Origin of the sequence: Saccharopolyspora pogona (genome assembly GCF_014697215.1) — a bacterium.
Taxonomy (GTDB): Bacteria; Actinomycetota; Actinomycetes; order Mycobacteriales; family Pseudonocardiaceae; genus Saccharopolyspora; species Saccharopolyspora hattusasensis.
In genome coordinates, this window is sequence record NZ_CP031142.1 from 7,380,964 (window position 1) to 7,404,855 (window position 23,892).

Below are 23,892 nucleotides of genomic sequence, written 5' to 3' on the forward strand. Positions count from 1 at the left end.
TGCCCCCGCCCCACTCCATCCGAGGACGCATGGACATGGCCAATACAGCACCAGCCACAGTGGACAGATCAACGCCAGCGGACCCGAAGGCGGTCCGCCGCGCGGCTTGGGCCGGACTCATCGGCACCACGCTCGAACAGTACGACTTCGTCATCTACGGCACCGCCTCGGCACTGATCTTCAGCAGGCTGTTCTTCCCGAACATTTCCCCCGCTGCAGGCATCCTGGCCAGCTTCAGCGCCTACGCGGTCGGTTTCGCCGCCCGGCCGCTGGGCGGGTTGTTCTTCTCCCGCTTCGGCGACCGGCTGGGCCGCAAGTGGGTGCTGGTCGCCACCCTGCTGCTGATGGGCGGCTCCACCCTGGCCATCGGTCTGCTGCCGACCTACGGCCAGATCGGCCTGGCCGCCCCGGCGCTGCTGGTGATCTGCCGGTTCTTCCAGGGCATGGGCGCCGGTGCCGAACAGGCCGGTGGCGCGACCCTGCTAACCGAAACAGCCCGAACCGGACGGCGCGGCAGGCTCGCGTCGCTAGTGATGACCGGCGCGGCGCTGGGCACGGCCCTCGGTGCGGTCGCGTGGATCCTGGTGCAGATGCTGCCGGAGGACGCGCTGATGAGCTGGGGTTGGCGACTGGTCTTCGGCAGCAGCCTGCTGGTGACCATCGCGGCGCTGATCATCCGCCGCAAGCTCAACGAGAGCCCGGTGTTCCAGGAGCTCAAGGAGCAGCACGAAGAACCCAAGGCGCCGGTGAGCGAAACGTTCCGCCAGGGCCGCAAACCGCTGCTGCTGGTGTTCTTCATGAACCTCGGGATGAGCGCGCAGTCCTACACCTACCAGGTGTTCATGGCGTCGTACCTGGTGTCCACGGTGGGCGTGGACAAGGCGTTCGTGCCGAAGGTCCTGCTGGTCGGCTCCATCTGCGGTGGCATCGCGGCGATCGGCTTCGGCGCGCTCTCCGACCGGATCGGCCGCAAGCCCACCTACACCATGATCGTCGCGGCCCTGGTCCTGCTGCCGGGCCCGACGTTCATCGCGCTGAACACCGGCTCACCGGTGGCGATCACGGTGGCGATCGTCGTGGGCTTCATCCTGGCCTGCCAGGGCGCGGTCGGCGTGCAGATGAGCTACTTCCCGGAGCTGTTCGGCAACCGCTACCGCTACGCGGGCGTCACCCTGGGCCGCGAGTTCTCGGCGGTGTTCAGCGGCGGTGTTGCCCCGCTGATCTGCACGGCCCTGCTGACGGCCTTCAGCGGTTCCTGGATCCCGGTGGCGATCTACATGATGGCGATGATGGCCATCAGCCTGGTCGCCTCCCTGCTGGCCCCGGAAACGAAGGACCGGAACCTCAACATCCCCGAAGACGCCACCGCCCGCTGATCAATCCCACCGAAGGGCACCGGCCGATCAGGTCGGTGCCCTTCGCCGCACCTATCGGTCGAACTTCCCGTTCTTGACACGGGTGGTGAAGGCGCTCCACTGCTGCGCGCCAACTACGAAAACACCGCCATCACGATCTTTCGAGTCACGCACGCCTACGGCCGCGTGCGTGACCGCTACCTCGACACAAGCTCCTTGCTGAGCGCCGCGAAGACCAGCCCGGCTCTGACCATGTACAGACAGCTGGTCGAAGGAGAACCCGCTCACCCGCGCATCGGCTGCGAAACCTGCGTGCTGATCACGGCGGTCGAACTCGAAAACCAACGCCTCGAAGAACTCCGCACCAAACTCGCCACCGAGCGGAAGGCCGCCGTCGCCGACCGCGCTTCACGCACCCCGGGATAGCAGCCTGCGACAGGGCAGTTCGGCTGGTCATTTCTGGGGAACGTGCTGCCAGGTGGCGACGATCAGGCTTCCGGTGAACGGAAAGGGACATTCCTTCCAACCCCGCTCTCAACCGATGGTTGGGGCCTGCCTGCGGTGGCGGTCACATCGGGGTGCACCGCCTGCGGCAGGAGCGTGGAGAAAGGAAGCGGCCAATGCAGACCCAGGTCGGGATCGTCGGAGCAGGGCCTGCGGGGCTGATGCTTTCGCATCTGCTGCACCAGCACGGCGTGGATTCCGTCGGCATCGACACCCGCACCCGCGAGGAGATCGAGGGCACCATCCGCGCGGGCGTGCTCGAGCAGAGCTCGGTGGACCTGATGACCGCGACCGGCGTCGGAGATCGCGTCAAGCAGCTGGGCATGGTGCACGAAGGCATCGAGCTGCGATTCGACGGTAGCGGGCACCGGATCGACTTCGCCGACCTCACCGGCGGCCGCGGCGTCACCATCTACCCGCAGCACGAGGTCCTCAAGGACCTCATCGCCAGGCGCCTCGCCGATGACGGCGACATCCGCTTCGGGGTCTCCGACGTGCAGGTGGAGGGCATTACCGGCGACACCCCGACGATCCGCTTCACCCAGGACGGCGCCGAGCAGGAGTTGACCTGCGGGCTGGTCGCCGGCTGCGACGGGTCGCGGACCATGACCCGGTTCCTCATCCCGGCCCCGAACCCGAGGCAGGACCACTTCCGCCAGTACCCGTTCGCCTGGTTCGGCATCCTGGCCGAGGCCCCGCCGTCGTCCGACGAGCTGATCTACGCGCACCACCGCAACGGCTTCGCGCTGATCAGCACCCGCTCCGCGACCGTGCAGCGGCACTACCTGCAGGTGGATCCCAACGACACCGTCGAAGACTGGTCCGACGACCGGATCTGGCAGGAGCTGCACACCCGGGTCGACGACGCGCAGATCAAAGAGGGCCCGATCTTCTCCAAATCGGTGCTGCATTTCCGCAGCTTCGTCTGCGAGCCGATGCAGTACGGCCACCTGTTCCTCGCCGGCGACGCCGCGCACACCGTGCCGCCGACGGGTGCGAAGGGCATGAACCTCGCCATCGCAGATGTTCACGTGCTCTCCCGCGCCATGGCCCGCTTCTTCGCCGCTGGTGACCGCACAGCGCTCGACGCCTACACCTCGAACGCGCTGCCGCGGGTCTGGCGGGCGCAGCACTTCTCCTGGTGGATGACGTCGATGCTGCACCGCATGCCGGAGGCAAGCGGATTCGACCAGAACCGGCAGCTCGCCGAGCTCGACACGGTCACCCGCTCCCGCGCGGGACGCACCCTGCTCGCCGAGAACTACGTCGGCACCCCGTTCGACTGACCCCGGACAGCGAGCTGCCCCAGGCACGGATCGGCCTGGGGCAGCGGCGTTTTCTCTTTCGTCTTTGAAACGGCGCTTCAGAACGGGTGCTACTGGATCTTGCCCTGGATGGTGGCCCACTGGGTTTCGGACTAGCGGACGGAGACCGCGGCCGACTTCGCGATGGAAGCGGTCAACATCCCCACGAACGCGCTGGTCGGCACATACCTGGCCGTGCGCGGCCGAGCGGGCAAACCCCACGACAGGGGCATGCCGGTCCAGGACCCCACCACGACGCCGCACGAAATCCACGCCGCGGCAGCGCAAATCCTCCCCGGTGCCCAGGTACGCCGCCGCCTCTTCTGGCGCTATGCCCTGCTGTGGCGCAAGCCCTTCACCCGCATTCCCACCACGTGAACGCCCGGCGGCGTTCACCCGGAGTTGTGTCAATTTCGCGAGAAATTGACGTTCACCCGGGGGATGGGCAATTTCTCGCGAAATTGCGGGCTTGGGAGAGCGGCTCAGGGGTGGCTCGGGAGTTGCGTGAATCCTTCTGGGACGGCTGCTTTGAGCTGCGCCAGGTTCTCCCCGGTCGGCGGCAGCCAGGTGAAGTCGGCCGGGGCGCTCCACGTGCCATCGGAATTCTGCTGCTGGTACCGCACCGGCAGGTAAGTCCCTTCGCTCACCCAGAACCGCACCGGTCCGGTGAGGGGGATGACCTCCTCGTCGCCGAGGAGTTCGATGGTGGTCTGCCCGTTGATCACTTCGCCCCGACCGGCGGTCGACTGCTCGGCGACGAACTCCTCGAAGCCGGGACCGAACCGCGTGCCCGCATGTCTGTTGACCAACACGATCAGGTAACGAACCGCCGCACCGCCAGGTTGACACGAACGCCAGAAAAACCTCAGCGGGGCAGCGGCGATTCCCTGATCAGGAGTTTTGGCGCAGGGCGGCGAGGAAGCCGGCCCACTGGGCCCGGGTGAAGGTGAGGGTGCCGCCGGTGCGGTCCTTGGTGTCGCGGACCCCGACCCCCCCCGGCGTCACCGCGACCTCGACGCATGACGAGTTGTTCGCGCTGCGACTGGACTTGTGCCAGTCGGCCCGCGCTAAGACAGATGACCGATCGTGCTGCATGCAGTCACCTTACGTCGCTGTCACAAACGCTTGTAAGCCTCGCGGATCTGTTTCAAGCTGTCTTTCCTGCTGAGAGCGCACTTGATGGCCTCGGTGTGCGCCAAGCTGTACTCCCGGACCGTCATCGGATCGAAGATCAGCTGGGTTGACGTCACGGTTTCCTGCCACAAGAGCGTTGGCAGTTGACCACTCGGAAACGTCATCAAGTAGAAGCTCGATCCGCCCATCGCGTGGTGTCCCCTGGCTTCGAACGGGACGACCTGCAGGGCGAGGGTTTCCCACAAGGCTTCGATCGATTTCTCCAGGTGCTTGAGCTGTTCCGCAAGAACCTGCGGTCCGCCAATTTGTTGGTACAGCGCGGCTTCGCTCATGATCGATACGAACTGGACCGGCGATTCGCCCACGAGACGCTGCTGCCGGGTGAGCCTCGCGTTGACGCGGCGATCGACCTCCGCCAGTCGGACATTCGGACTACCAGCTTCGGTGATCGCCCGCGCATAGGCTTCCGTCTGGAGCAAGCCGTTGACCAAGTCGCTGTCGTAAGTGTGCAGGCTTTCGGCTCCGTGCTCGAAGCCGAAGAACCGAAGCATGTCCGTGCTGAAGATCGCGGTGTACTTGTTCCACCAACCGCGACGTGTCGCTTGTTCCCGCAGGTTGCGGATCTCTTCGGCTTCGTCGTCAGGGAGCTCGTAGACATCGATCAAGACCTCCAGGCGGTCCGCCGAGAGGTTCTTCTTCCCACGTTCGACATCGGAGAGGTATGCGGCTGCGATGCCGATCTTCTTGGCGGCGGCAGCGCCGCTGAGGCCGCCTTCTTCTCGTTTGTCGCGCACTCGCAGCCCGAGTGACCACGCCGCAACGGTTGGGGAGACCGGTGTCATGTTGCTCCTTCCGTGCGATCCGTACGCACGAGATCAAACTCGTTCGGTTGACGCGACTATGTAATTAACAAGCTGTCCCATATGGTCGCGGCAGGCGGTAACGATAGCAACACGGACTGTTACTGCTTGGCGGTGGCTCCGGTTTCGACCCCTCCCCGATCCCACCGGCCGGGGCCACCGTCTCCGACAAGCTTGGGAGACAACGTGTTTCAGCATCGAGGAGTGGTCGCTTACTGGCGGCCGTTCGGCGGCGTCCGGCACGGCTTGTACCCGGACGAGCCGCCGTATCCGGTCAGCAGCGGGAAACGCTGTGCGGACTGGACTTGACCGTCGGCACCCCCACCGAGGTCGAATGGCTAGCGCCCACCTGCGAATCCTGTTGGGACGAGGCCCGATCCCGCCGAGACGCGGCCGACGCGGCTGCCCGGAAGGGAGGTGCGTCGTGATCCTGCTGGGCCTGTTCCAGAATCCGTCCGCCTACCTCGCTGTTATCGGCGCTTTCGTAGTCGTGGCAGGAGTTCTCGCGGTGATACCGATACGCGGCGGCACCGGCCAACACGCCGGTGCCGGACCGGGCGCGGTGATGGTGTGGCAGCTCAGCGAGGCCCTGGAAGCCGAGCGCAAGGTCCGGCTCGCGCGCCCCCGCATCCCCGCAATTTCCATTGAAATTGCGGCCGGTCTCAGGGTTCCCGCGATTCCACCCGGATCCGCGAACTACCCGCTGGACTCCGCGATTCCCGTCGAAACCGCTGACGACCCGTGGCCGGAGGAGGAGATCCGGTGGCCGGAGGAACCGGTGGCGGAGTACGTGGGCCGCCACCGGCTCATGTGGGACATCGACGAACGCCCCCGTGCCCTGTCGACATCCGGCTCGGTCCAGGTTTCCCCTGGTCAGGTCCCGTGAGTACTTTCTGGTGATATAGCGACAAGAAGTACTCACGGGCATCTAGCGGCGGAACGGTCCGGTGATCTCGTAGGTGTCGCCGTCGGAGAACTCGCCGGACGGGCCGCACTGCGAGGAGAAGTACATTCGGTCGCCGGCCGGGTTGAACGCCGGACTGCTCAGCCCGGACGAGTCGTAACCGTTCACCCGCAGCATCGGGGCCACCCCGTCGTCCGGCGTGATGATGCAGATCTCCATGTTGTCGCCGTCCTCGGCGACGTACAGGTCGCCGATGGAGCTCCCGGTGAGGTTGTCAACGGCACCCAGGCTGCCGCCGCCGTCGTAGGCGAGTCCGAACGTATCGTCGGCGACGTTGAACTGCCAGACCCGGCTGCGCCCGTGGTGGTGAACCAACACCTGTCGGAGGCGTAGTAGCAGCCTTCGCCGCCGTCGAAGTGCTTCGCCTCGGCGACCTGCTCGCAGGTCGGCGTGTCACGTTCGGCGGGCGTCGGCTCCGGGACCTCCACCCAGGTCGCCTGCCCCGACGTTTACTCGCCTGCGACCAACACTTCCAGCAGCCCGCCCGCGCAGAGGTCGCCCCAGTTGTTCGGCCGGAACCGGTAGAAGCAGCCATCGGTCTCGTCTTCGGTCAGGTAGATCACCTTGCGGACCGTTCCGCCCACCGCGGCCCCGGTCCACAGCCCACCGGTGAAAGCCGCGACACCGCCACCGATCACGGCAGCACGGAGAAAAGAACGACGCCGCACAACGACTCTCTTCGGTCCGTCGGCGGCGGACTCCAATCCTGTCGTACGGCATCCGGGGAAGGCAACCTTTTTGCGCCCGACCGGCCTGATTCGAAGCCATCCAGGGAGTTTCGCCTGGGGCGGTGCCGTGAGCGTCTTTGGTTGCCATTGAGGGCGTTCTGGAATGCGCTGGTTGAAGCGAACGGACCGTTTGTGCCGTCTACGAGCCTGTTGCAAAATTACGCCCACCACGGACCGTGATCGATCGATCACGGCTGAGATGGCCACTGGCGGACAAACGGCGGCGATCGAGACTGATTTGGTACTTCGGTTCAGCCGTTTTCGCCGAAAACGCAACAGGCTCCTACCGAGGTGATCGGTCCGTTCGCTTCACGCCAGCTACGTGGGGTGAGTGAAGCGAACGGACCGTTTGTGCCGTCTATGGTGGTGGACAGGCCGTTCGCTTCACACTGGTTGGCGAGTCGGGACCACGGCGCCATCCGCGTCCAGCAGTGCGAGCTCTCCGCCATCTTCGGTGTTGTCGGAATAGTAGGTGATCCAACGCTCGCCGTCTGCGGTTCGGGAGCTCATCGACTCCGGAATGAGCTGCCGCTCGACAGGCCCGGGCGTGGTGGGAATCGTGCTCAGCTCCACAGCGTTGTGGCGGATCGAGATGGCGGTGAGCCCGCCGCCCGGCGCGGGGACGAGCAACATCGTTTTGCCCCCGGACGAATTGGACACCGCCGAATTCCCAAGAGCGAGCCGGGCGCCGGTTCGCCACCGGATCGCCTCGGCGGGACTCGCGCTGTTCGATCTGTTCTTGATCAGCGGATATTGTCCGCTGACGTCGGGCTCGAACAAACACCCCGGAACCGGGTACCGGGCGGTCGTTCCTCCGGTGAAGGAATCGAAGACCGTCAGCGCGTCGTCCACGCATGCCGCCACGTGCGTCGCGTCCCGTCATCTGCACGGCGGCTCGTCGTTCACGCCTTCGGGGAGCAGGTTCCGTTCCTCGACGGTGAACTCCCGGTCCGAGATCCGGCACAGGTCGCGGAACCAGACCTTCGGGTCGAGCGGGATCGATTCCTGGTGGCCGGGCAGTCGGTCGAGGACGAAATCGCCCCGCCCCACCGCCTGCTGCTCCACTTGGGACCCCAGCTTCATCGAGGCCACCATGCGGCGTTCGCCCCAGTTCCAGACCTGCACCGCGGTGACGTCCTTGGCGAACAAGTACGGCCCGGACATCCCGATGAGCCTCAGGCCCGGGGCGATCAGCGGCGTGATCTCATCCATCTTGATCAGGTCGACCCGCCGGATCGAGTTGTTCGCCTGGTCCGTCATCGCGGCAACGGATCCGTCGGCGGACACGACCAGGTCGGTGGCCGCGAGCCGGAACGCGTGCGCCTGCGTTCTGGTCTGCAGGTCCCACACCGAGAGGCCGTCGCTGGTCTGCGCCAGCAGCTGGTCCGGATTTCCCGGGCGGAGCGCGATCTTCGGGCCACCTGGCAGCGACTCCCACGCGGGCGGCACGTCGAGCTCCAACGGCGGGGCGGTCTGCGTGCCCGTCCGCGGGTCCCAGAACGACACGACGCCCAGATGCCCCACCAGCACGCGCCCGTCCGGGTCGGCTGTCAGCGACGCCGCCGCGTGCCGGTACCTCTCGTCGCCGTCGCGTCCCGCGGGGGAGGGCATCGGTACCTCGCGCTCCAGCACCAATCCCGCCGTGCGGTAGATGCGAAGCGTTCGACCGGCCAGCACCAAGATCCGCTCCCCGGAGGCGTCGAAGGCCAGCCCGTCCGGCTTCTTCGGCAACGGCTGGCGGTTCAGCAGCGCGCCGCGCTCGTCCAGCAGCGTCAACTCGGTTTCGTCACTGCTGCCGACGGAGACGTAGGTGATCCACGACCTGCCGTCCGGGCTGAGGGAGCTCGAGTCGGGGTCGACCTTCGGCGGTTTGGCACCGCTCGCGCTGGTGGGGAGCGAACCCACCTGCACCGCGCCGTTGCGGGCCGACACAGCGGTGAACGCGCCGCCCGGGCCCGGGATCAGCACCGGGTTCGGGTCGTAGGGGGCACCCCACGAAACGGGGACCGACGAGTTCTTGAAGGCCAGCAGGGCTCCGGTTCTCCAGTGCAGAGCATGCGTCAGACGCGCGCCGTTCGGGTCGTTGTCGAGCAGCAGGTACTGCCCGGTCGCATCGGGGTAGATCGCGCAGCCCGGGTCGGGGAACTGCCCGGTGACCGCACCCGTGAACGAATCGTGGATGACCAGCGTGTCATCGCTGCAGGTCACCGCATGCGTTCCGGCGTCGAGGACGGCGGTTTCCGCGTTCGCGCCCTCGCCCGCCGGGAACGCGCGGATCTTGGCGCCGGTCGCCAGGTCGCGCACCACCGGCTCGTACACGTGCCCACCGTCCGGGCGACGTCCGCGGTACTCGATGAGCACCAGCGACCGGCCGTCCGGCGCCGGGTAAACGTTCGTGACCGGCTGGTTCCCGTTCCAGGCGTAGGTCAGCGGGTTCGGGATCTCCTGCCCGCTGTCGAGGTCCCAGACCCGCACCTGCTTCGGGGAGCCGACGGTTGTCCAGTCGTCCGGCATGGCTGCGAGGAAGCGGCCGTTCGCGCTGAACGCGGGGTCGGCCACCAATTGCGGATCCAGGACCATCGGATCGCCATCGGGGCGGCCGAGATCCCACACCCGCAGGCCGGGTTCCGGGCCGGAAGCGGCCAACCGCCGCCCATCCGGACTCAGGGCGAACTCGCCGTCCGCGGTCACCGGTATCTCGCGGCGAGCGCCGTCGGGATCCGGCGGGTTCCACCACGCGGTCAGGTGCCCGGTGCGCTCGCGCGGTACCAGCATCGCGACCCGGCCATCCGCGCTGGCCTGAATTTGCCTGATATCGCGAAAGGGTTCTTGGTCCAGCACGTGGTCCACGCCCCGCCAGTACAACCGCTGTTGGAGCAGGGCGCCGTCGGCATCGACGCTGTCGGACTTCTCCTTCCAAGCCGTGAGCGCCAATTGCAGCGCTTCCAGCGGGTTCACTTCGGTCGCGCGATTCGAGGCCTGCGCGAGCGAAGCGGCATTGATGGACCGCAGCCGGTCGCCGAGCTCGGCGTTGGTCCTGACCACCGCCGCGGTCAGGACCGCCGCGACCAGCGTCAAGGTCACCGACACCGCCGTGATGGTGCGCCAGCGGTTCTGGGCTCGCCGCCCGGCCGCGGCACTGCGGCGGATGAACCGCTGCTGGTGCTCGGGGATGTCGTCGGCACGCGCCCGCAACCAGTCGGCGGCCTCGGTCAGCGGCGCGTTGCGCAGCAGCCCTCCGGCGTCCTGGAGCTGCTGGAGCTTCGCTTGCCAGGAAAGGAAATCCGCGTCCTCAGCGAGCCAGCCGCGCAGTTCGGACCACTGGTCGATCAGGGCTTGGTGCGTCAGGTTGACCGTCTGGTCCTGGATCAGCACCAGGCGCTTGGCCGCGAGGTCGTGAACAACTTCCCGGAGTTCGGGGTCGAGGTCGCCGAGGCTGACGCTGCGGCGGGCGTAGCCGCCTTCGCCGTCGGGGCGGGTGAGCCGGACGAGCAGCCGCTTGGCCCGTTCCGCGGCTTCTGGTCGCAACGTGGCGAGGGCGGCATCGGCGTGTTTGCTCAACGCTCCAGGTAATCGGCCGAGTTCTTGGTATGCCGCGTGGGTCAGCCAGCCGCCCTGCCGGTGGTCCCAGAGCTGCTTGAGTAGTTCGGAGAGCAGCGGGAGCGTGCCGTGCTCCGACGGGGAGTCGTGCAGGATGGCGTCCACCAGACCCACTTCGAAGGCGATCCCGCCGATTTCCGCCGCGGGACGGGTGATCGCCTCGCGCAGGCTTTCGTGCTGCATCGGTTCGAGCAGCCAGACGGCCTGGTTGAGCTTCTTGCGGGTCTCCGCCGTCGTCAGGTCGTCCAGGGACCTGGACCGCAACGTCAGCACGACGCGCAGCGGCGCTGGTCGTCCTGTCTGGACCGGGAGCGCGGCGACCCGTTCGATGATCTGCCCGAGCCGAGCGCGGGCGGCTTCGGGGTCGGCGGCGACCGCTTCCTCGAACTGGTCGAGGAACAGCACCGTGCCGCCGTCGGCCACCGGAGCCGAGTCGATGGGATCACCGGCGTTCAGCTCGACGATCGTGGCGCCCATCTGCTGCAGCCGGGGCAGCAGACCAGCTCGGACCAGCGAGGACTTGCCGGATCCGGACGGCCCGGCGATGGCGATCATGTCCTGCCCGGCGAGCAGTTCCAGCAGCTCGTCGACTTCGTCGTCGCGGCCGTGGAACAGGGCGGCATCCTCTTCCCGGAACGGCTGCAGACCCCGGTACGGGTTGCGGTCCGGGGTCGTCCAGGCATCGCCGAGCGCCGTCGTCGGTACCAGGTGGGCCGTGGTCCCGCTGCGGGCCGAGGTGGTCGCGACCATCCCGACGACACCGCGCAGCTCCTCGTCCCAGACCGGGGCTCCGCTGAAGCCCGGTTCGATGCGCCAGTGGTCCGGGTCGACCGCCATCTGGATGCGGCCCGCGCCCTGCGCGCCGACCAGGCGGCCGGTCACCCAGATCCCGTCCGGCATGTCGCGCGGGAAGCCGAAGGTCCGGAAGCGGTGGTCGCGGACGTCGCCGGTGATCCGGGCCGGAACCGGCAGCGCCCCCGGTGGTGCGTCCGCCAGCCGCAGGATCGCGACGTCCAGGTCGTCGTCCTGCGACAGCACTTCGACGGCGTGGTCGTGGCTGCGCAGCAACGGGAAATCGGCGACCGGCGTCGCTCCGCCGACCACGTGGGCGCAGGTGGCGACCACGCCCGGTGCGACCAGGAACCCCGCGCCCAGGACGGTCCGGCCCTCGCGGAGCCGGACCACCGCCGGGTCGAGCGGATCGGCCGCCAGGCCGGTCATTTGCTCGACTTGGAGTCGCTCCACTCGACGGAGACGTTGAAGTTGGCCTCGCCCGTCGACTTGGCGACCGCGAGGTTGGCTTCCCCGGTGACCTTGATGCCGAACTGCACGCTGATCTTCGACGGCGGCTGTTCCATCGCGCGCAGCTCGCCGAGCACCGCCTCGGCGGCGGACCGGATGCTGCCCATCGCCTTCTGCACGGTCTCGGAAGCCTGCACGACCTTCCCGGCGCCGCCGACCGGGATCGCGCCCTGACCGTCTGCGGCCTCGATGAGCAGTTCGCCGCCGTCGTCCAGCGGCATCTTGACCAGCTGTGTCATGACCCGGAACCCCCGAACTCGCACCTGCGGACTTGATCGAAGTTAGCCGAAGATCGCCCGCTGGTGGGTGAAGTTCCGGCAACTCCCCGTAGGGCCCTCGTTCGGGTGACGCCCGTCCGAGTCTCAGGTCTTCCCGCTCGGGGTAGTCCCTGGTCGGCATGCAGATGGATTTCGCGCGTCTTCCACCCGGAGGTGGTCAACGATGAAAGCAGTCGTGTACCAGGAACCATTCTCGGTCGCGATCAACGAAGTGGACCGGCCGACGATCCAGCACCCCAACGACGTGATCGTGCGCATCACCTCGACCGCCATTTGCGGCTCCGACCTGCACATGTACGAGGGCCGGACGGCTGCCGAACCCGGCATCGTGTTCGGGCACGAGAACATGGGCATCATCGAGGAGGTCGGCTCCGGTGTGACCAGCCTGAACCGCGGCGACCGGGTCGTGATGCCGTTCAACGTGGCGTGCGGGTTCTGCAAGAACTGCATGGCGGGCAACACCGGGTTCTGCCTGACCGTCAACCCCGGCTTCGCCGGCGGCGCCTACGGCTACGTCGCGATGGGGCCCTACACCGGCGGGCAGGCCGAATACCTGCGGGTGCCGTTCGCCGACTTCAACTGCCTGACGCTGCCGGCCGACGGCAGCCACGAGGCCGACTTCGTGCTGCTGGCCGACATCTTCCCGACCGGCTACCACGGCTGCGAGCTCGCCCAGGTCTCGCCAGGCGAGAGCGTCGTCGTCTACGGGGCCGGGCCCGTCGGGCTGATGGCCGCCTACTCGGCGCTGCTGCGCGGCGCGGCGAGGGTGTTCTGCGTCGACCGAGTGCCGGAGCGGCTGGCGAAGGCGGAGGAGATCGGGGCCATCCCGATCGACTTCTCCAAGGGCGACCCGGTCGAGATGATCAAGGAGCAGACCAACGGCGAGGGCACCGACAAGGGCGTCGACGCGGTCGGCTACCAGGCGCAGGTCGGCGACGGCTCGAAGGAGGAACCGGCCGTCGTGCTGAACTCGCTGATCGACACCGTGCGCGCGACCGGTCGGCTGGGCGTGCCGGGCCTGTACGTGCCGTCCGACCCCGGTGGGCCGAGCGAGGAGGCAAAGAAGGGGATGCTGCTCGTCTCGATCGGCCGGATGTTCGAGAAGGGCCAGGTCATCGGCACCGGGCAGTGCAACGTGAAGCGCTACAACCGGCAGCTGCGGGACATGATCATCGCGGGCCGCGCCAAGCCCAGCTTCGTCGTCTCCCACGAGCTGTCCCTGTCCGAGGCGCCGGACGCCTACCGGAAGTTCGACCAACGCATCGAGGGCTACACCAAGGTCGTCCTGCACCCGTGAGCAGGACGTGGTGAAGGGCACCTTCGAGCAACTCGGAGCCTGTTGCAAAATTACGCCCACCACGGACCGTGATCGATCGATCACGGCTGAGATGGCCACTGGCGGACAAACGGCGGCGATCGAGACTGATTTGGTACTTCGGTTCAGCCGTTTTCGCCGAAAACGCAACAAGCTCCTCGGTTGCTTGTCGTGTCTCGGTTGATCTGTCACCGCAACTCGGGGTTGCCCAGAGGTGCCCTTCACTCCTGGTCGCAGACGTCGTCGAGGCCGGTGCGCAGCATGTCGAAGGGGACTCGGCCGCGGCGACGGCTTCCGGGTAGAGGTCGCCGGGCGCTCGGCCGCTGGAGATCTGGCCGGCGTTCTCTTCGGCGAGCACTCGGAGCGCCGTCACCACCGGAACCCCGGATCGCCGTGATTCCGGGTGGTGACCTCCGACGTGGCGGGCGGCCGTGCCCGAGCCGAGAAGAACATGGCGGACTACGGGACGATTCCGTCCTACCGCGCGGCGCTGGATCGCGAGGGGATCGACAACCCCGTCGACCTGGCCGCGGATCGGGGACGAGGAGTTGATCGCGAAGCAGGTCACTGAGTACTTCGAATCCGACGCGACCGAACTCGTCTACACCCAGACCGCGATCGGTTCAGCGGAGGACGAGCGCCGAACCTGGGAACTGCTCAGGGAACTGGCCTAGAACCACGCCCCGAGCTGACGGTGTGGGTGCGCAGTTTCAACCGAAACTGCAACACCCACCCGCGGCTTTCCGCGGTCGAGGACCGCGCGGAGGGCTTTCTCCAGGTCGGCGGCGGTGCCGGGCCCCTGACTGCGCCAGGCGATGAAGCGGTCCGGGCGGACCAGCACGGCCCCGTCCGCGTCGACCCCGTACGGCCCGGTCCAGTCGCCGGTGACTTCACCACCGATCAGTTGCGGCTTCAGCCGGATCTCCAGGGTGGCGGCGACCTCATCGGCGGCCCTGGCCCACGCGTCGGATCCGGTCAGCAGCACGAAACTCCGGCCGAACAGGTCGATCGTGGACAGCTCTCCGTCTGGTGTGGACAGTCGTACGTGCGGGGCCCGCGAGCCCGGGCGGCCCGTCGGACGGGTCGCGTCCTCCAGGAGCTCGCCCTCGTCGCCAGGCTCCCGGATGACCGCGCCGTTGTGCCGGTAGCCGAACAGCAGCACTGCCGGGTCTTCGATCGGCGGCGCGTCTCCTTCTCGGGCCAGGTCGGGCCGGTTGCGCACGATGGCGTTCCGGTACTGGTTCTCCGCGATCAGCTCGCCGACTGGCCGCCGCTCCGCGTCGTGGCTGTCGAGCAGTCCCGGCCCGGCCTCGCCCCGGAGCACCGCGGCGAGCTTCCACGCCAGGTAGAAGCCGTCCATCAGCGCGGTGTTGCCGCCCATCCCGCCCTGCGGCGGCATGGTGTGCGCGGCGTCGCCGACCAGGTTTACCCGCCCGGAGCTGAACCGGTCGGCCACCCGCATGGTCGCCACCGTGGTGTCCGTCATCAGGATCTCGACGTCCAGCTCGGGCACGCCGGTGACCAGCCGGATCTGCTCCAGGCTGCGCTCCTCGGTGAAGTCCGCCAGGTCCTCGCGCTCCGGGTCGTGGCCGACGCCGACCACGAACTGGTCGGGGTGGTCGGTGCTGGCCAGCACGCCGGTGCCGCCGGAGAGCTTCGGGTTCTGCAGGTAGTACATGACCTGGCGGTCGTCGACGACGGCCGACAGGTCGGCGCGCACCAGCCAGTGGATCGAGTGCCCGAGGGCGCCGCGGCCGTGGGTGCCGATGCCGAGCTGTTCGCGGATCGGGCTACGGTGGCCGTCGGCGGCGACGAGGTAGTCGGCGTGCACCGTGCGGGTTCCGGTGGCGTCGGAAAGTACTGCGCGCACGCCGTTCTCGTCCTGCTCGAACGATTCCAGCTTGGTGGAGAAGCGGATTTCGGCGCCCAGCTCGCGGGCGCGCTCGGTCAGGATGCGTTCCGCGCTGGCCTGGCTGGCGTCGGCTGCTCCTGCGGGCGTCAGGTGGTCGAGCGGTGCGAAGGTGTCGTGCAGGATCTCGCGGAACACCGGGCCGCTCGCGCTTTCCGCGATGCGCAGCAGGAATCCCTGGCTCTTCGGCGACGCGCCGATCATGGCGGCTTCGAGCCCGGCCAGGCGCAGTGCCTCCATCGTGTGGTGCTGCTGGCCGCGCGCCTTCGGGTGGGTGGAGGTGCCCTCGTGACGCTCCACCACCAGCGACGGCGTGCCGTGCAGGCCGAGGAAAACGGCGGTCGACAGGCCGGACAGCCCGGCGCCGACGATCAGGACTGGAGTTCGTTCGGACATCGGTGACACCTCTCCGCGAACGCTGTTCGTGTTACGAACGCTGTTCTATCTCGCGAACAGTGTTCGCGTCAAGTACGGTGTTCGCAGCACCGATCGAGGAAGTGGAGAGCGATGTCCGTGCCAGTCCCGCCCTGGCAGCAGCGCGCCGCGCGCGAGCGGCCGGCGAAGCACCCGCTGAGCCTGGAGCTGATCGTGCGCACCGCGCTCGACCTGCTCGACAGCGAAGGCCTGGACGCCGTCAGCATGCGCAAGGTCGCGCAGCGGCTGGGCACCGGCGCGGCCTCGCTGTACGCCTACGTGCGCAACAAGGACGAGCTGCACGAGCTGATGCTCGACCTGGTGATAGGCGAGATCGAAGTACCGCAGCCCGATCCGGAGAAGTGGCAGGAGCAGATCAAGGGCCTGATCCGCCAGCAGGTGGAGGTGCTCACGGCGCACCCCGGCATCGCCCAGGTCGTGATGCGCACCCCGGCGCCGACCGGGCCGAACGCGCTGGTCGTGTCCGAGGCGATGATGGCCGTCCTGCGCTCGGCCGGGCTGTCCGACCGCGTGGTGGCGTTCGCCGTCGACATCCTCGCCCTGTTCGGCACGGCGGTCGCCATGGAACGCAGCGCGGACTTCGGCCTCAGCGATGCGGAGCGGATCGAACGGATGGAAATGGTCCAGCAGTACTTCTCGGAGCTGCCGGCGGACCGGTTCCCGACGATGGTCTCGATGCTCCCGGCGCTGATGTCCGGCGACGAGGAAGAGCGCTTCGATTTCGGCCTCGACATCCTCGTCCAAGGCATCGCCGCCACCCCGCACTGACGCCCCCGCCAGGTTCCGTCGCAATTTCAATGGAAATCGGACCTTCGATTTCCATTGAAACCGAAGAAGTAGTCCACAGCCTCCGGCGTGTCGGGCCACGACGCACCGGTGACTGTGGACAACCCGCAATTTCCATTGAAATCGGACCTTCGATTTCAATGGAAATTGCTGACGGTGACGGCGGGTTGAGGCCCGGCTGCGGTCGGGTGCGACCGCGGACACGTTGTTGAGCAGCGGCAACGTGTCGCCCAGGGTTGGCGGTTACTGTTGTCGGTCATGGATGTACGGGTCGTGGACCACCCCCTGGTGAAAGCAAGGCTGTCCACAATGCGCGATGCGCGTACCAACAGCGCCGCGTTCCGCGCCGCGTTGCAAGAGCTGACGCTGATGCTCATCTACGAGGCGACGCGGGGCGCCGAGGTCGCGGTGGAGCCCATCCACACGCCCGTGGCGCGCACCAACGGCTTCCGGCTGGCGAACCCGCCGCTGCTGGTTCCGGTGCTGCGGGCCGGTCTCGGCATGGCCGACCAGGCGCACCGGCTGATCCCGGAAGCTCAGATGGGCTTCGTCGGCCTCGCCAGGGACGAGACCACCCTGCAGCCCACGCCGTACCTGGAGTCGCTGCCCGCCGACCTCGCCGGGCGTCCGGTGTTCGTGCTGGACCCGATGCTGGCCACCGGCGGCTCGATGGTGCACACGATCAGCCTGCTGACCGACCGCGGTGCCACCGACGTCACGGCGATCTGCACGCTGGCCGCCCCGGAGGGCGTGCGCCGGCTCGAGGAGTCCGGGCTGCCGGTGCGGGTGGTGACCGCGAGCGTCGACGAGCGGCTCAACGAGTCGGGCTACATCGTCCCGGGCCTCGGCGACGCGGGTGACCGCGAGTACGGCGCGGTCTGACGACTCCAAGATCGCGCGGAGGATGAGCGTTCCCGATTTTGCCCGAAGTCGGGAACGCCTCTGCCGCGCCGCAGCGGGAATTTCCCGATTTTTCCTGGGGCTGGAAGCCCTGGAGATGCCCCGGCACGTCGTGTCGCGGCCGGTCCTACCTGGGATTTCCGGGATTCGTGGGGTGCTCGCCGCGGGTGCTGTCGTGACCCGCCCGCAGTAGCGACGGCCAAACGGGCGTTACCTGGTCTAGACCTAATCCGAATATGGTCTAAACCATCTTGAGCGATCCCCCGATGCCGCAGGAGTCGCCATGTCCGCAAGACGCCGCTTCCCGTTCCGACTGCCGGTGTTGCTCGCCTCGATCCTCGCGCTGGGGCTGCCCGCGCTGGCCGCCCCGGCCGGGGCCGCAGACATCCCGGCCGCCCCCCAGCCGCAGGCCGTCGCCCGCAAGGTCGGCTACTTCACCCAGTGGTCGATCTACGACCGCAACTACTTCGTCAAGAACCTCGACACCTCCGGTGCCGCCGGGCAGTTGACCCACCTCAACTACGCCTTCGGCAACCTCGACGCCGGCGGCAAGTGCTTCCAGGTCAACCAGGCCGGCGAAGGCGACGCCTGGGCCGACTACCAGCGCCGCTTCACCGCCGAGCAGACCGTCAACGGCACGGCCGACGCCTACGACCAGCCGCTGGCGGGCAACCTCAACCAGCTCAAGCAGCTCAAGGCGAAGCACCCGGGCCTGAAGGTCTACATCTCCTTCGGCGGCTGGACCTGGTCGAAGAACTTCCACGCGGCCGCGGCGACCCCCGAATCCCGCGCCGCCCACGTCAAGTCCTGCATCGACATGTGGATCCGCGGCAACCTGCCGAAGATCGGCGAACCGCAGGGCGGGGACGGCGTCGCCGCGGGCGTCTTCGACGGCGTCGACCTCGACTGGGAGTGGCCGGCCTCCGAGGGCGGCCCCGGCAACGTCGTCGACCCGGCGGACAAGCAGAACTACACCGCGCTGCTGCAGGAATGGCGCACCCAGCTCGACGCCGTCGGCCAAGAGCTCGGCAAGACCTACGACATCAGCGCGTTCCTGCCCGCCGACCCGAAGAAGATCGAGGCCGGCTACGAGATGCCGAAGGTCTTCGACCTGCTCACCTTCGGCACGATCCAGGGCTACGACCTGCACGGCGCCTACGACCCGACGACCAACCACCAGTCGGCGATCTTCAGTCCCGATGGCGACCCGTCGCCGGAGAAGTGGAGCATCGACCAGACGATCAAGGCCTGGCGCGCAGCCGGGGCGCCGAACGACAAGATGGTGCTCGGCGTGCCGTTCTACGGTCGCGGCTGGACTGGGGTGCCGAACCAGAACAACGGCCTGTTCCAGAGCTCGACGGGTCCCGCCCCGGCCAAGTACGAGGCCGGCATCGAGGACTACAAGGTGCTCAAGGCCAAGGCCGGCTCGTTCACCCTGCACCGCGACGAGAAGGCCGGTTTCGCCTGGCTCTACGACGGAACCACGTTCTGGACCTTCGACGACGCGGCCGAGATCACCCGCAAGGTCGAGTACCTCAAGCAGCAGGGCCTCGGCGGTGCGATGGTCTGGTCGATGGACGGCGACACCCCCGAGGGTGAACTCATGACCGCCATCCACAACGCGCTCGGCTGAGGACGTTTCGGAGCGTGCCGCGCGGCGGTGCGGGCGGCGGAACCCCGAACGCCCCTGCACCGGGCGGCAGAACCCCGAACGCCCCTCGCCGGGCGGAGAACCGGCACGACCCGGAGGCAGTTGTGGGCGCTCGTGGCCATTGACCAGGCCTGGAGGCTCACGACGCGCTGGCCCCGGAGCAACCTCCCCCGTCACTTCGGGGTCAGCGCCGCCAACCGGCGAAACCATTGCGCAGTGCCCGGTCGTAGCGGGCGCTGCGCTCGTCTTCGGTGGGCGCCGAACCGCTCAGCTCCAGCGAGACCAGGCCGTGCACCAGGGCCCAGGCCGCGAAGACGACCTCGGCCGGGTCGGCGTCGATCAGCTCCCCGTCCTCGATGCCCTTGCCGATGGCGTCCCGCAGCGGGTGGATGCTGCGCAGCGCCTGCTCCCACGCCTGCTCGTCGGGGGTGAAGTCGGGCACCGCGTGGCCGAACATGATCGAGTAGAAGTGTGGGTTGGCCAGCGCGCTGTCCCGGTAGGCGTGGCCCAGCGCGGTCAGGTCGTGCTCCGAGTCGCCGGTCCGAGCCACCCGCTCCATCCGGTCGCACAACCGCCGGAACCCCTCGACGTACAGCTCGCGGACCAGCCCCGGCTTGCCGCCGAACAGGGAGTACACCGCGGTGGTCGAGGTGCCCACGTCCGCGGCGAGCCGGCGCAGGCTGAGCCCGTCCGGGCCGTGCGCGGAGAGCAGCTCCCCGGCCCGGTCCAGCAGGCGGGTGCGGAGGGCTTCGTCGTGCGCTCGCGGTCTCGCCATCGACCGAAAGTATCGCCTTTGACGAGTGGTATCAGCGCGATACCATCTACCGCATGGCCATGACCCTGCGCCTCACCGAGGAAGAGAACCAGCGGCTCGCCGAGCTCGCGGCGGCCGAGGGGCGGTCCAAGCAGGAGGTCGTGCGCAGCGCGCTAGCGGAGCGCTGGGCGCGGCAGCAGAAGGAACAGCAGCTAGACGACGTCATGCGACGCGTCCTGCCGCGATATCAGGGCTTGTTGGACAAGCTCGGTCCTGCGTGATCAACTATTGACCGGTGACCGTATATCTCGACACGTCCGACCTGCTCCTGCTCGCGACGGCAGTGGCCGACGGCGACCTGCTGGTGCGGGATAGCGGACTGCTTGACGCGGCGGCGTACCGCCCGCGCGCGGAGGTTCTCGGCGTACCCGCCTACGAGACGTTGTGGCTGAAGTCGGCCGCGTTGCTGGATTCGATCGTGCGCACCCGGCCGCTGGCCGAGGGCAACTGGCGGCTGGGCTGGGTGGCCGCGGTGGCGATGTGCGACGTGAACGGCTGGTGGGTGGAAGCCGACGACGAGACGGCCCTGGTGCTGGTCCGCGAGGTCGGCCGCGACCAGCGAGAACTCCCCGAAGTGGCGGACCGGTTGGAGCGCTGGGCCAAGCCCAAGGTCTGAACTTTCCCGTCGGTGCGCGAATCCGTGGCGCGCAATGTGATTCGCCGCTGAGGGTGGCGGCCGCGGGCTATGGCTGCACAGTTTCAGTTGAAACTGTGGTTTCCCGCCGCGCGTTGTTGGCGCGGTGATGTGGCGCGGGGTCCCGGTGCTGAGCTCTGAACGGCGATGGCCCGCCCGGGGGCCGGGCGGGCCATCGCGATCAATTCGTTCGGTTCTGCGGCCGAGGTCCGTTGGTTTCCGGCACTGCTCGCCGTGGTCGGCCGACCACACCGGTACGTGCCGCGGGTCTCAGCCGACGGCGCCGCTCTGCAATCTCCGCAGGGCGATCGGTGCTCCTGCTAGATCCTCTTCGTTGCAGAGCAACTTGAGGTCGTAGTAGGGGGCACCTTCGCGATCGTCGTAGTCCAGGTGGACTGCGATGACATCGATGGGTTCACCCAGCCAGTTCTGGGCTTCGCGAAGCCATTGGGCGGACCGCTCCAGGGCGGCCGGCAGGTCGTTGTCACGGAACTCGACAGGTCGGTAGGGAACGCCCTGAACCTGATCGTTCGGACCGGGGGGCTGTGGGAGATCCACGGAGACGCCGGAGTCGTCGAGTTCGAGTCGGATCGCTTCCTCACTCACTGTCGCAGGGTAACCCCTGCGACTGGGCAAATGCTGCCGGAGTCCTGCGCAGTTCTCCTCGATCGACCTGCTGAGCTGGTCGGACCGGTCGGTCGATTACCATGAGCGAGGTGCGGGGCGCCCCGAACATCGCACGTTGATGAGGGAAGGCGGGCTTTGCCCGGGGCGCCCCACTGCCGTCAAGGGGCGCGCCCCGACGACACGATCAGGTTACTCCGACCGGGCGGACCAAGATCAACTGGGGTTGGTCGCGGAACACGACGATTCGCGCGAAATCGCCGCCCGCCAGCTCCGGACGGGGCGCCGTTGCGCGGTCGATGTGAGCGCGGAAACGTCGTTGCGGCCGTTCAGGGCATCAGCCCGGCCGCGACGGTGGCGCCGAGTTCCCAGCAGGCCTCCAGCGCATCCTTGTCCGGCTGGCCGAGCACCGTGACCGGTTCCGCCACCTGCTGCCACGACAGACCCGTCGTGATCGACCGGATCGCTCGCAGCGCGCCCTCCACGCCCTCGTTGCCGTGCACGTAGCAGCCGTACGGCCGACCGATCGTCGAATCCAGACACGGGTAGTAGATCGTGTCGAAGAAGTGCTTGAGCGCGCCGCTGATGTAGCCGAGGTTCGCCGGGGTGCCCAGCAGGTAGCCGTCGGCTTCGAGGACATCGCTGGCGGTGGCGCTCAACGCCGCTCGCCGCACCACTTCGACGCCCTCGATCTCGTCGGTCGTGGCGCCCGCGACGACCTTCTCGAACATCGCCTGCATGCCCGGCGACGGCGTGTGGTGCACGATCAGCAGTCTCGGCATCGTCAGTCCCCCCGCACCAGATCGGAAACCGCCTGCTTCAGCGCGTCCAGCCGGTCCGCGGCCCGCTGCTTCGCCGCCGCCAACGGAAGTTCGCCGACGTGCTCGACTACCTGCAGGTAGCACTTGAGCTTGGGTTCGGTCCCGGACGGGCGGATGACGACGCGCAGCCCACCCGTCCCGGTGATCACCAGGGCATCGGTTCCTGGCAACAGGTCGTCCACGTCCACAGTGGTCTCCGCGAGCTTGGTCGGCGGCTGTTCGCGGAGCCGCCGCATGATTCGCGGAATTGCGCTCAGATCCGTGACCCGCACCGAAACCTGGCCGGTCTGGTGCACACCGTGCTTCGCGGAAAGCGCATCGAGCAACCCCGGAACGCTGCGCCCGGACGCCTTCGCAGTGGCGGCCAGGTCGCTGGCCAGGACGGCGGTGGAGATGCCGTCCTTGTCACGCACCGCGTCCGGATCGACGCAATGCCCGAGCGCTTCCTCGTAGGCGTAGACCAGTCCGGTTCCGGCGCCGTCACCGGCGCGCACCAACCACTTGAACCCGGTCAGCGTCTCGTCGTAGCGGACGCCGAACTCGGCGGCGATCGAGCGCAGCATCGTCGCCGAAACGATCGTGGTCGCCACCAACGGGTCTGGATCCCTGTCGGAGTCCAGTGTGGACAGGATCTGCTGGGCGAGCAGGACGCCGGTTTCGTCGCCGCGCAGCATCCGCCAGGCGCCGTCCTCCTCGACACCGAGCGCGCACCGGTCGGCGTCTGGGTCCAGCGCGATCGCCAGGTCCGCGCCGACCTCGGCGGCCAGTTCCAGCAGCGCGTCGGTCGCCCCCGGTTCCTCCGGGTTCGGGAAGCCGACGGTGGGGAAGTCCGGGTCCGGTTTCGCTTGGGACGCAACGAGGTGCACGTCGTCGAATCCCACGCGATGCAATGCCTGCAGCAGCGTCTGAGCGCCGACGCCGTGCAATGCGGTCGCCGCGATCCGGAGCCTGCGGGCGTTGCCGCGCGGCAGCGTTGACACCTGTGCCAGGTAGTCGTCGAGTGCGGACCCGCAGATCGACCAGCTTTCCTCGCGCGGCACCGCGTTCGCCGCCGGAGTCGCGGCGATCGCCGCCTCGATCTCGGTGTCGGTCGGGCTCACCAGGTGAATGCCGCCCTGCAAGTACAGCTTGTAGCCGTTGTCGTGCGGCGGATTGTGCGATGCGGTGATCTGGATGCCCGCGTCCGCGTGCAGCGCGCGGGCGGCGTAGGCCAGCACCGGCGTCGGCAGCGGTTCGGGCAGCATCCGCACGTCGAAACCGGCGGCGGCCAGCACACCAGCGGCGTCGGTGGCGAAGTCCTCCGAGCCGTGCCGCGCGTCGCGACCGACCACCACGACACCGCCGGCGTGACCGTGCTTGGTCAACCAGGCCGCCACGCCCGCAGTCGTGCGCACGACCACGGCGCGGTTCATGCCGTTCGCACCCGCGCGCACCGCTGCGCGCAGGCCTGCGGTGCCGAACTGAGGCATGCCGGACATCCGGTCCGCGAGCTCCGGGTCGGCGGCGTCGAGCAACTGCTGCAACTCGGCCTGCGTTCGCGCGTCGATGTCGTCGGCGATCCAGCGCCGAGCGGCCTCGCGCACCTGCGCATCCAGCGTCACGCCACCTCCAGAGCTCCGCTGCATCATGAATGGTTCCGTCAGTGATTCTGGGTGCTGCGGCGCCTGCTCGTAAGCCGGTTCGGTCTTTTGCCTTTGCAGCGGCGTAGCTGCTCGGCTCACCCCGGCAACCGGCACCGCCGCTGAGAGCCTGTTGGTGAATGGTCTGGGTGGGTGGTCGCTTAGCGGAACCTGAGAGGTTCCCTGGACTGCGGGTGCCCCTCCTGATGTATGTCCAATACGCGGCGGAGGGGTCGTCCTCGTCAGAAAACCTCTCAGAACCCGCCGATGGTCGTCTTGGCAAGGTGAATGCAAGCGGCTACGCCGCTTCCAAACGCGCGGACGGCATTCGCCGACAGGCTCTCAGGCGTCGTCC

27 protein-coding genes are annotated in these 23,892 nt (G+C 68.0%); 13 read left to right on the forward strand and 14 right to left on the reverse strand.

Annotated features, from left to right (window positions below; genetic code table 11):
* The first annotated feature begins 35 nt into the window (after positions 1 to 35).
* Positions 36 to 1,376, forward strand: coding sequence for an MFS transporter (locus DL519_RS34760; protein ID WP_223839918.1), 1,341 nt, complete (start codon positions 36 to 38; stop codon positions 1,374 to 1,376).
* Positions 1,377 to 1,427: 51 nt separating this feature from the next.
* On the opposite strand, the gene DL519_RS34765 is transcribed toward DL519_RS34760, so the two are convergent.
* Positions 1,428 to 1,643: a DUF397 domain-containing protein gene (locus DL519_RS34765; protein ID WP_223840410.1), complete on the reverse strand. Its 216-nt coding sequence runs from the start codon at positions 1,641 to 1,643 to the stop codon at positions 1,428 to 1,430.
* Here DL519_RS34765 and DL519_RS34770 point away from each other — a divergent pair.
* From DL519_RS34770 to DL519_RS34780, 3 genes are all read left to right on the forward strand, one after another.
* On the forward strand, positions 1,608 to 1,781 hold the full coding sequence (locus DL519_RS34770) for a hypothetical protein (protein WP_223840484.1): 174 nt from the start codon (positions 1,608 to 1,610) through the stop codon (positions 1,779 to 1,781). The genes DL519_RS34765 and DL519_RS34770 overlap by 36 nt on opposite strands.
* A 194-nt stretch (positions 1,782 to 1,975) precedes the next feature.
* A complete protein-coding gene (locus DL519_RS34775; RefSeq protein WP_190821126.1) occupies positions 1,976 to 3,145 on the forward strand; it encodes a 4-hydroxybenzoate 3-monooxygenase in 1,170 nt (389 codons plus the stop codon).
* 162 nt (positions 3,146 to 3,307) lie between these two features.
* The gene (locus tag DL519_RS34780) at positions 3,308 to 3,541 is read left to right on the forward strand and encodes a hypothetical protein (protein WP_190824649.1); all 234 of its coding nucleotides are present in this window, start codon (positions 3,308 to 3,310) and stop codon (positions 3,539 to 3,541) included.
* A 104-nt stretch (positions 3,542 to 3,645) separates the two neighbouring features.
* On the opposite strand, the gene DL519_RS34785 is transcribed toward DL519_RS34780, so the two are convergent.
* From DL519_RS34785 to DL519_RS34795, 3 genes are all read right to left on the reverse strand, one after another.
* Complete coding sequence (locus tag DL519_RS34785) at positions 3,646 to 3,975, reverse strand: hypothetical protein (protein ID WP_223839919.1); 330 nt, start codon at positions 3,973 to 3,975, stop codon at positions 3,646 to 3,648.
* A 79-nt stretch (positions 3,976 to 4,054) separates the two neighbouring features.
* Positions 4,055 to 4,258, reverse strand: coding sequence for a DUF397 domain-containing protein (locus tag DL519_RS34790; protein WP_190821130.1), 204 nt, complete (start codon positions 4,256 to 4,258; stop codon positions 4,055 to 4,057).
* 20 nt (positions 4,259 to 4,278) lie between these two features.
* Complete coding sequence (locus tag DL519_RS34795; RefSeq protein ID WP_190821132.1) at positions 4,279 to 5,139, reverse strand: DUF5753 domain-containing protein; 861 nt, start codon at positions 5,137 to 5,139, stop codon at positions 4,279 to 4,281.
* A gap of 442 nt (positions 5,140 to 5,581) precedes the next feature.
* Between DL519_RS34795 and DL519_RS34800 the strand changes: the two genes are divergently transcribed.
* Positions 5,582 to 6,043, forward strand: a complete 462-nt coding sequence (locus DL519_RS34800) for a hypothetical protein (RefSeq protein WP_190821134.1) — start codon at positions 5,582 to 5,584, stop codon at positions 6,041 to 6,043.
* A gap of 42 nt (positions 6,044 to 6,085) precedes the next feature.
* On the opposite strand, the gene DL519_RS34805 is transcribed toward DL519_RS34800, so the two are convergent.
* The 5 genes from DL519_RS34805 to DL519_RS34825 all read right to left on the reverse strand — a co-directional run bounded on the left by DL519_RS34805 (position 6,086) and on the right by DL519_RS34825 (position 11,990).
* Positions 6,086 to 6,439, reverse strand: coding sequence for a hypothetical protein (locus DL519_RS34805; protein ID WP_190821136.1), 354 nt, complete (start codon positions 6,437 to 6,439; stop codon positions 6,086 to 6,088).
* Positions 6,440 to 6,570: 131 nt separating this feature from the next.
* A complete protein-coding gene (locus DL519_RS34810; RefSeq protein ID WP_190821138.1) occupies positions 6,571 to 6,759 on the reverse strand; it encodes a hypothetical protein in 189 nt (62 codons plus the stop codon).
* A 474-nt stretch (positions 6,760 to 7,233) separates the two neighbouring features.
* Positions 7,234 to 7,701, reverse strand: a complete 468-nt coding sequence (locus tag DL519_RS34815) for a hypothetical protein (protein WP_190821140.1) — start codon at positions 7,699 to 7,701, stop codon at positions 7,234 to 7,236.
* Between the two features lie 27 nt (positions 7,702 to 7,728).
* Complete coding sequence (locus tag DL519_RS34820; RefSeq protein ID WP_190821142.1) at positions 7,729 to 11,670, reverse strand: nSTAND1 domain-containing NTPase; 3,942 nt, start codon at positions 11,668 to 11,670, stop codon at positions 7,729 to 7,731.
* On the reverse strand, positions 11,667 to 11,990 hold the full coding sequence (locus tag DL519_RS34825; protein WP_190821144.1) for a CU044_2847 family protein: 324 nt from the start codon (positions 11,988 to 11,990) through the stop codon (positions 11,667 to 11,669). The genes DL519_RS34820 and DL519_RS34825 overlap by 4 nt, the downstream gene beginning before the upstream one ends.
* Positions 11,991 to 12,192: 202 nt before the next feature.
* On the opposite strand from DL519_RS34825, the gene DL519_RS34830 reads away from it, so the two are divergent.
* The 3 genes from DL519_RS34830 to DL519_RS49110 all read left to right on the forward strand — a co-directional run bounded on the left by DL519_RS34830 (position 12,193) and on the right by DL519_RS49110 (position 14,018).
* Positions 12,193 to 13,326: a glutathione-independent formaldehyde dehydrogenase gene (locus DL519_RS34830; RefSeq protein WP_190821146.1), complete on the forward strand. Its 1,134-nt coding sequence runs from the start codon at positions 12,193 to 12,195 to the stop codon at positions 13,324 to 13,326.
* A gap of 424 nt (positions 13,327 to 13,750) precedes the next feature.
* Positions 13,751 to 13,915 (forward strand): hypothetical protein, encoded by a 165-nt coding sequence (locus DL519_RS34835; RefSeq protein ID WP_190821148.1) that lies wholly within the window; start codon positions 13,751 to 13,753, stop codon positions 13,913 to 13,915.
* Positions 13,893 to 14,018 carry a hypothetical protein gene (locus DL519_RS49110; protein ID WP_263399746.1) on the forward strand — a complete coding sequence of 42 codons (126 nt, stop codon included), beginning with the start codon at positions 13,893 to 13,895 and terminating at the stop codon, positions 14,016 to 14,018. Before DL519_RS34835 ends, DL519_RS49110 begins: the two co-directional genes overlap by 23 nt.
* On the opposite strand, the gene DL519_RS34840 is transcribed toward DL519_RS49110, so the two are convergent.
* A complete protein-coding gene (locus DL519_RS34840) occupies positions 14,015 to 15,649 on the reverse strand; it encodes an FAD-dependent monooxygenase (protein ID WP_223839920.1) in 1,635 nt (544 codons plus the stop codon). The genes DL519_RS49110 and DL519_RS34840 overlap by 4 nt on opposite strands.
* A gap of 111 nt (positions 15,650 to 15,760) precedes the next feature.
* Here DL519_RS34840 and DL519_RS34845 point away from each other — a divergent pair, with 111 nt between their 5' ends.
* The 3 genes from DL519_RS34845 (at position 15,761) to DL519_RS34855 (ending at position 19,007) form a co-directional block, all read left to right on the forward strand.
* Complete coding sequence (locus DL519_RS34845) at positions 15,761 to 16,456, forward strand: TetR/AcrR family transcriptional regulator (RefSeq protein ID WP_190821150.1); 696 nt, start codon at positions 15,761 to 15,763, stop codon at positions 16,454 to 16,456.
* Positions 16,457 to 16,732: 276 nt separating this feature from the next.
* Positions 16,733 to 17,356, forward strand: a complete 624-nt coding sequence (gene upp, locus DL519_RS34850; RefSeq protein ID WP_168585337.1) for a uracil phosphoribosyltransferase — start codon at positions 16,733 to 16,735, stop codon at positions 17,354 to 17,356.
* Positions 17,357 to 17,657: 301 nt separating this feature from the next.
* Positions 17,658 to 19,007 carry a glycoside hydrolase family 18 protein gene (locus DL519_RS34855; protein ID WP_190821151.1) on the forward strand — a complete coding sequence of 450 codons (1,350 nt, stop codon included), beginning with the start codon at positions 17,658 to 17,660 and terminating at the stop codon, positions 19,005 to 19,007.
* Positions 19,008 to 19,209: 202 nt separating this feature from the next.
* On the opposite strand, the gene DL519_RS34860 is transcribed toward DL519_RS34855, so the two are convergent.
* Positions 19,210 to 19,800, reverse strand: coding sequence for a TetR/AcrR family transcriptional regulator (locus tag DL519_RS34860; protein WP_190821153.1), 591 nt, complete (start codon positions 19,798 to 19,800; stop codon positions 19,210 to 19,212).
* Between the two features lie 53 nt (positions 19,801 to 19,853).
* Between DL519_RS34860 and DL519_RS34865 the strand changes: the two genes are divergently transcribed.
* Together DL519_RS34865 and DL519_RS34870 are read left to right on the forward strand one after the other, a co-directional pair.
* A complete protein-coding gene (locus DL519_RS34865; RefSeq protein ID WP_168585334.1) occupies positions 19,854 to 20,060 on the forward strand; it encodes a type II toxin-antitoxin system VapB family antitoxin in 207 nt (68 codons plus the stop codon).
* 14 nt (positions 20,061 to 20,074) lie between these two features.
* On the forward strand, positions 20,075 to 20,455 hold the full coding sequence (locus tag DL519_RS34870) for a type II toxin-antitoxin system death-on-curing family toxin (RefSeq protein ID WP_190821155.1): 381 nt from the start codon (positions 20,075 to 20,077) through the stop codon (positions 20,453 to 20,455).
* 288 nt (positions 20,456 to 20,743) lie between these two features.
* Here DL519_RS34870 and DL519_RS34875 read toward each other — a convergent pair whose 3' ends face one another.
* The 3 genes from DL519_RS34875 to DL519_RS34885 all read right to left on the reverse strand — a co-directional run bounded on the left by DL519_RS34875 (position 20,744) and on the right by DL519_RS34885 (position 23,543).
* Positions 20,744 to 21,079, reverse strand: a complete 336-nt coding sequence (locus tag DL519_RS34875; RefSeq protein WP_190821157.1) for a hypothetical protein — start codon at positions 21,077 to 21,079, stop codon at positions 20,744 to 20,746.
* Positions 21,080 to 21,426: 347 nt separating this feature from the next.
* Positions 21,427 to 21,879 carry a flavodoxin family protein gene (locus tag DL519_RS34880; protein ID WP_190821159.1) on the reverse strand — a complete coding sequence of 151 codons (453 nt, stop codon included), beginning with the start codon at positions 21,877 to 21,879 and terminating at the stop codon, positions 21,427 to 21,429.
* A 2-nt stretch (positions 21,880 to 21,881) separates the two neighbouring features.
* A complete protein-coding gene (locus DL519_RS34885; RefSeq protein ID WP_397545085.1) occupies positions 21,882 to 23,543 on the reverse strand; it encodes a phospho-sugar mutase in 1,662 nt (553 codons plus the stop codon).
* Between the last annotated feature and the right edge of the window lie 349 nt (positions 23,544 to 23,892).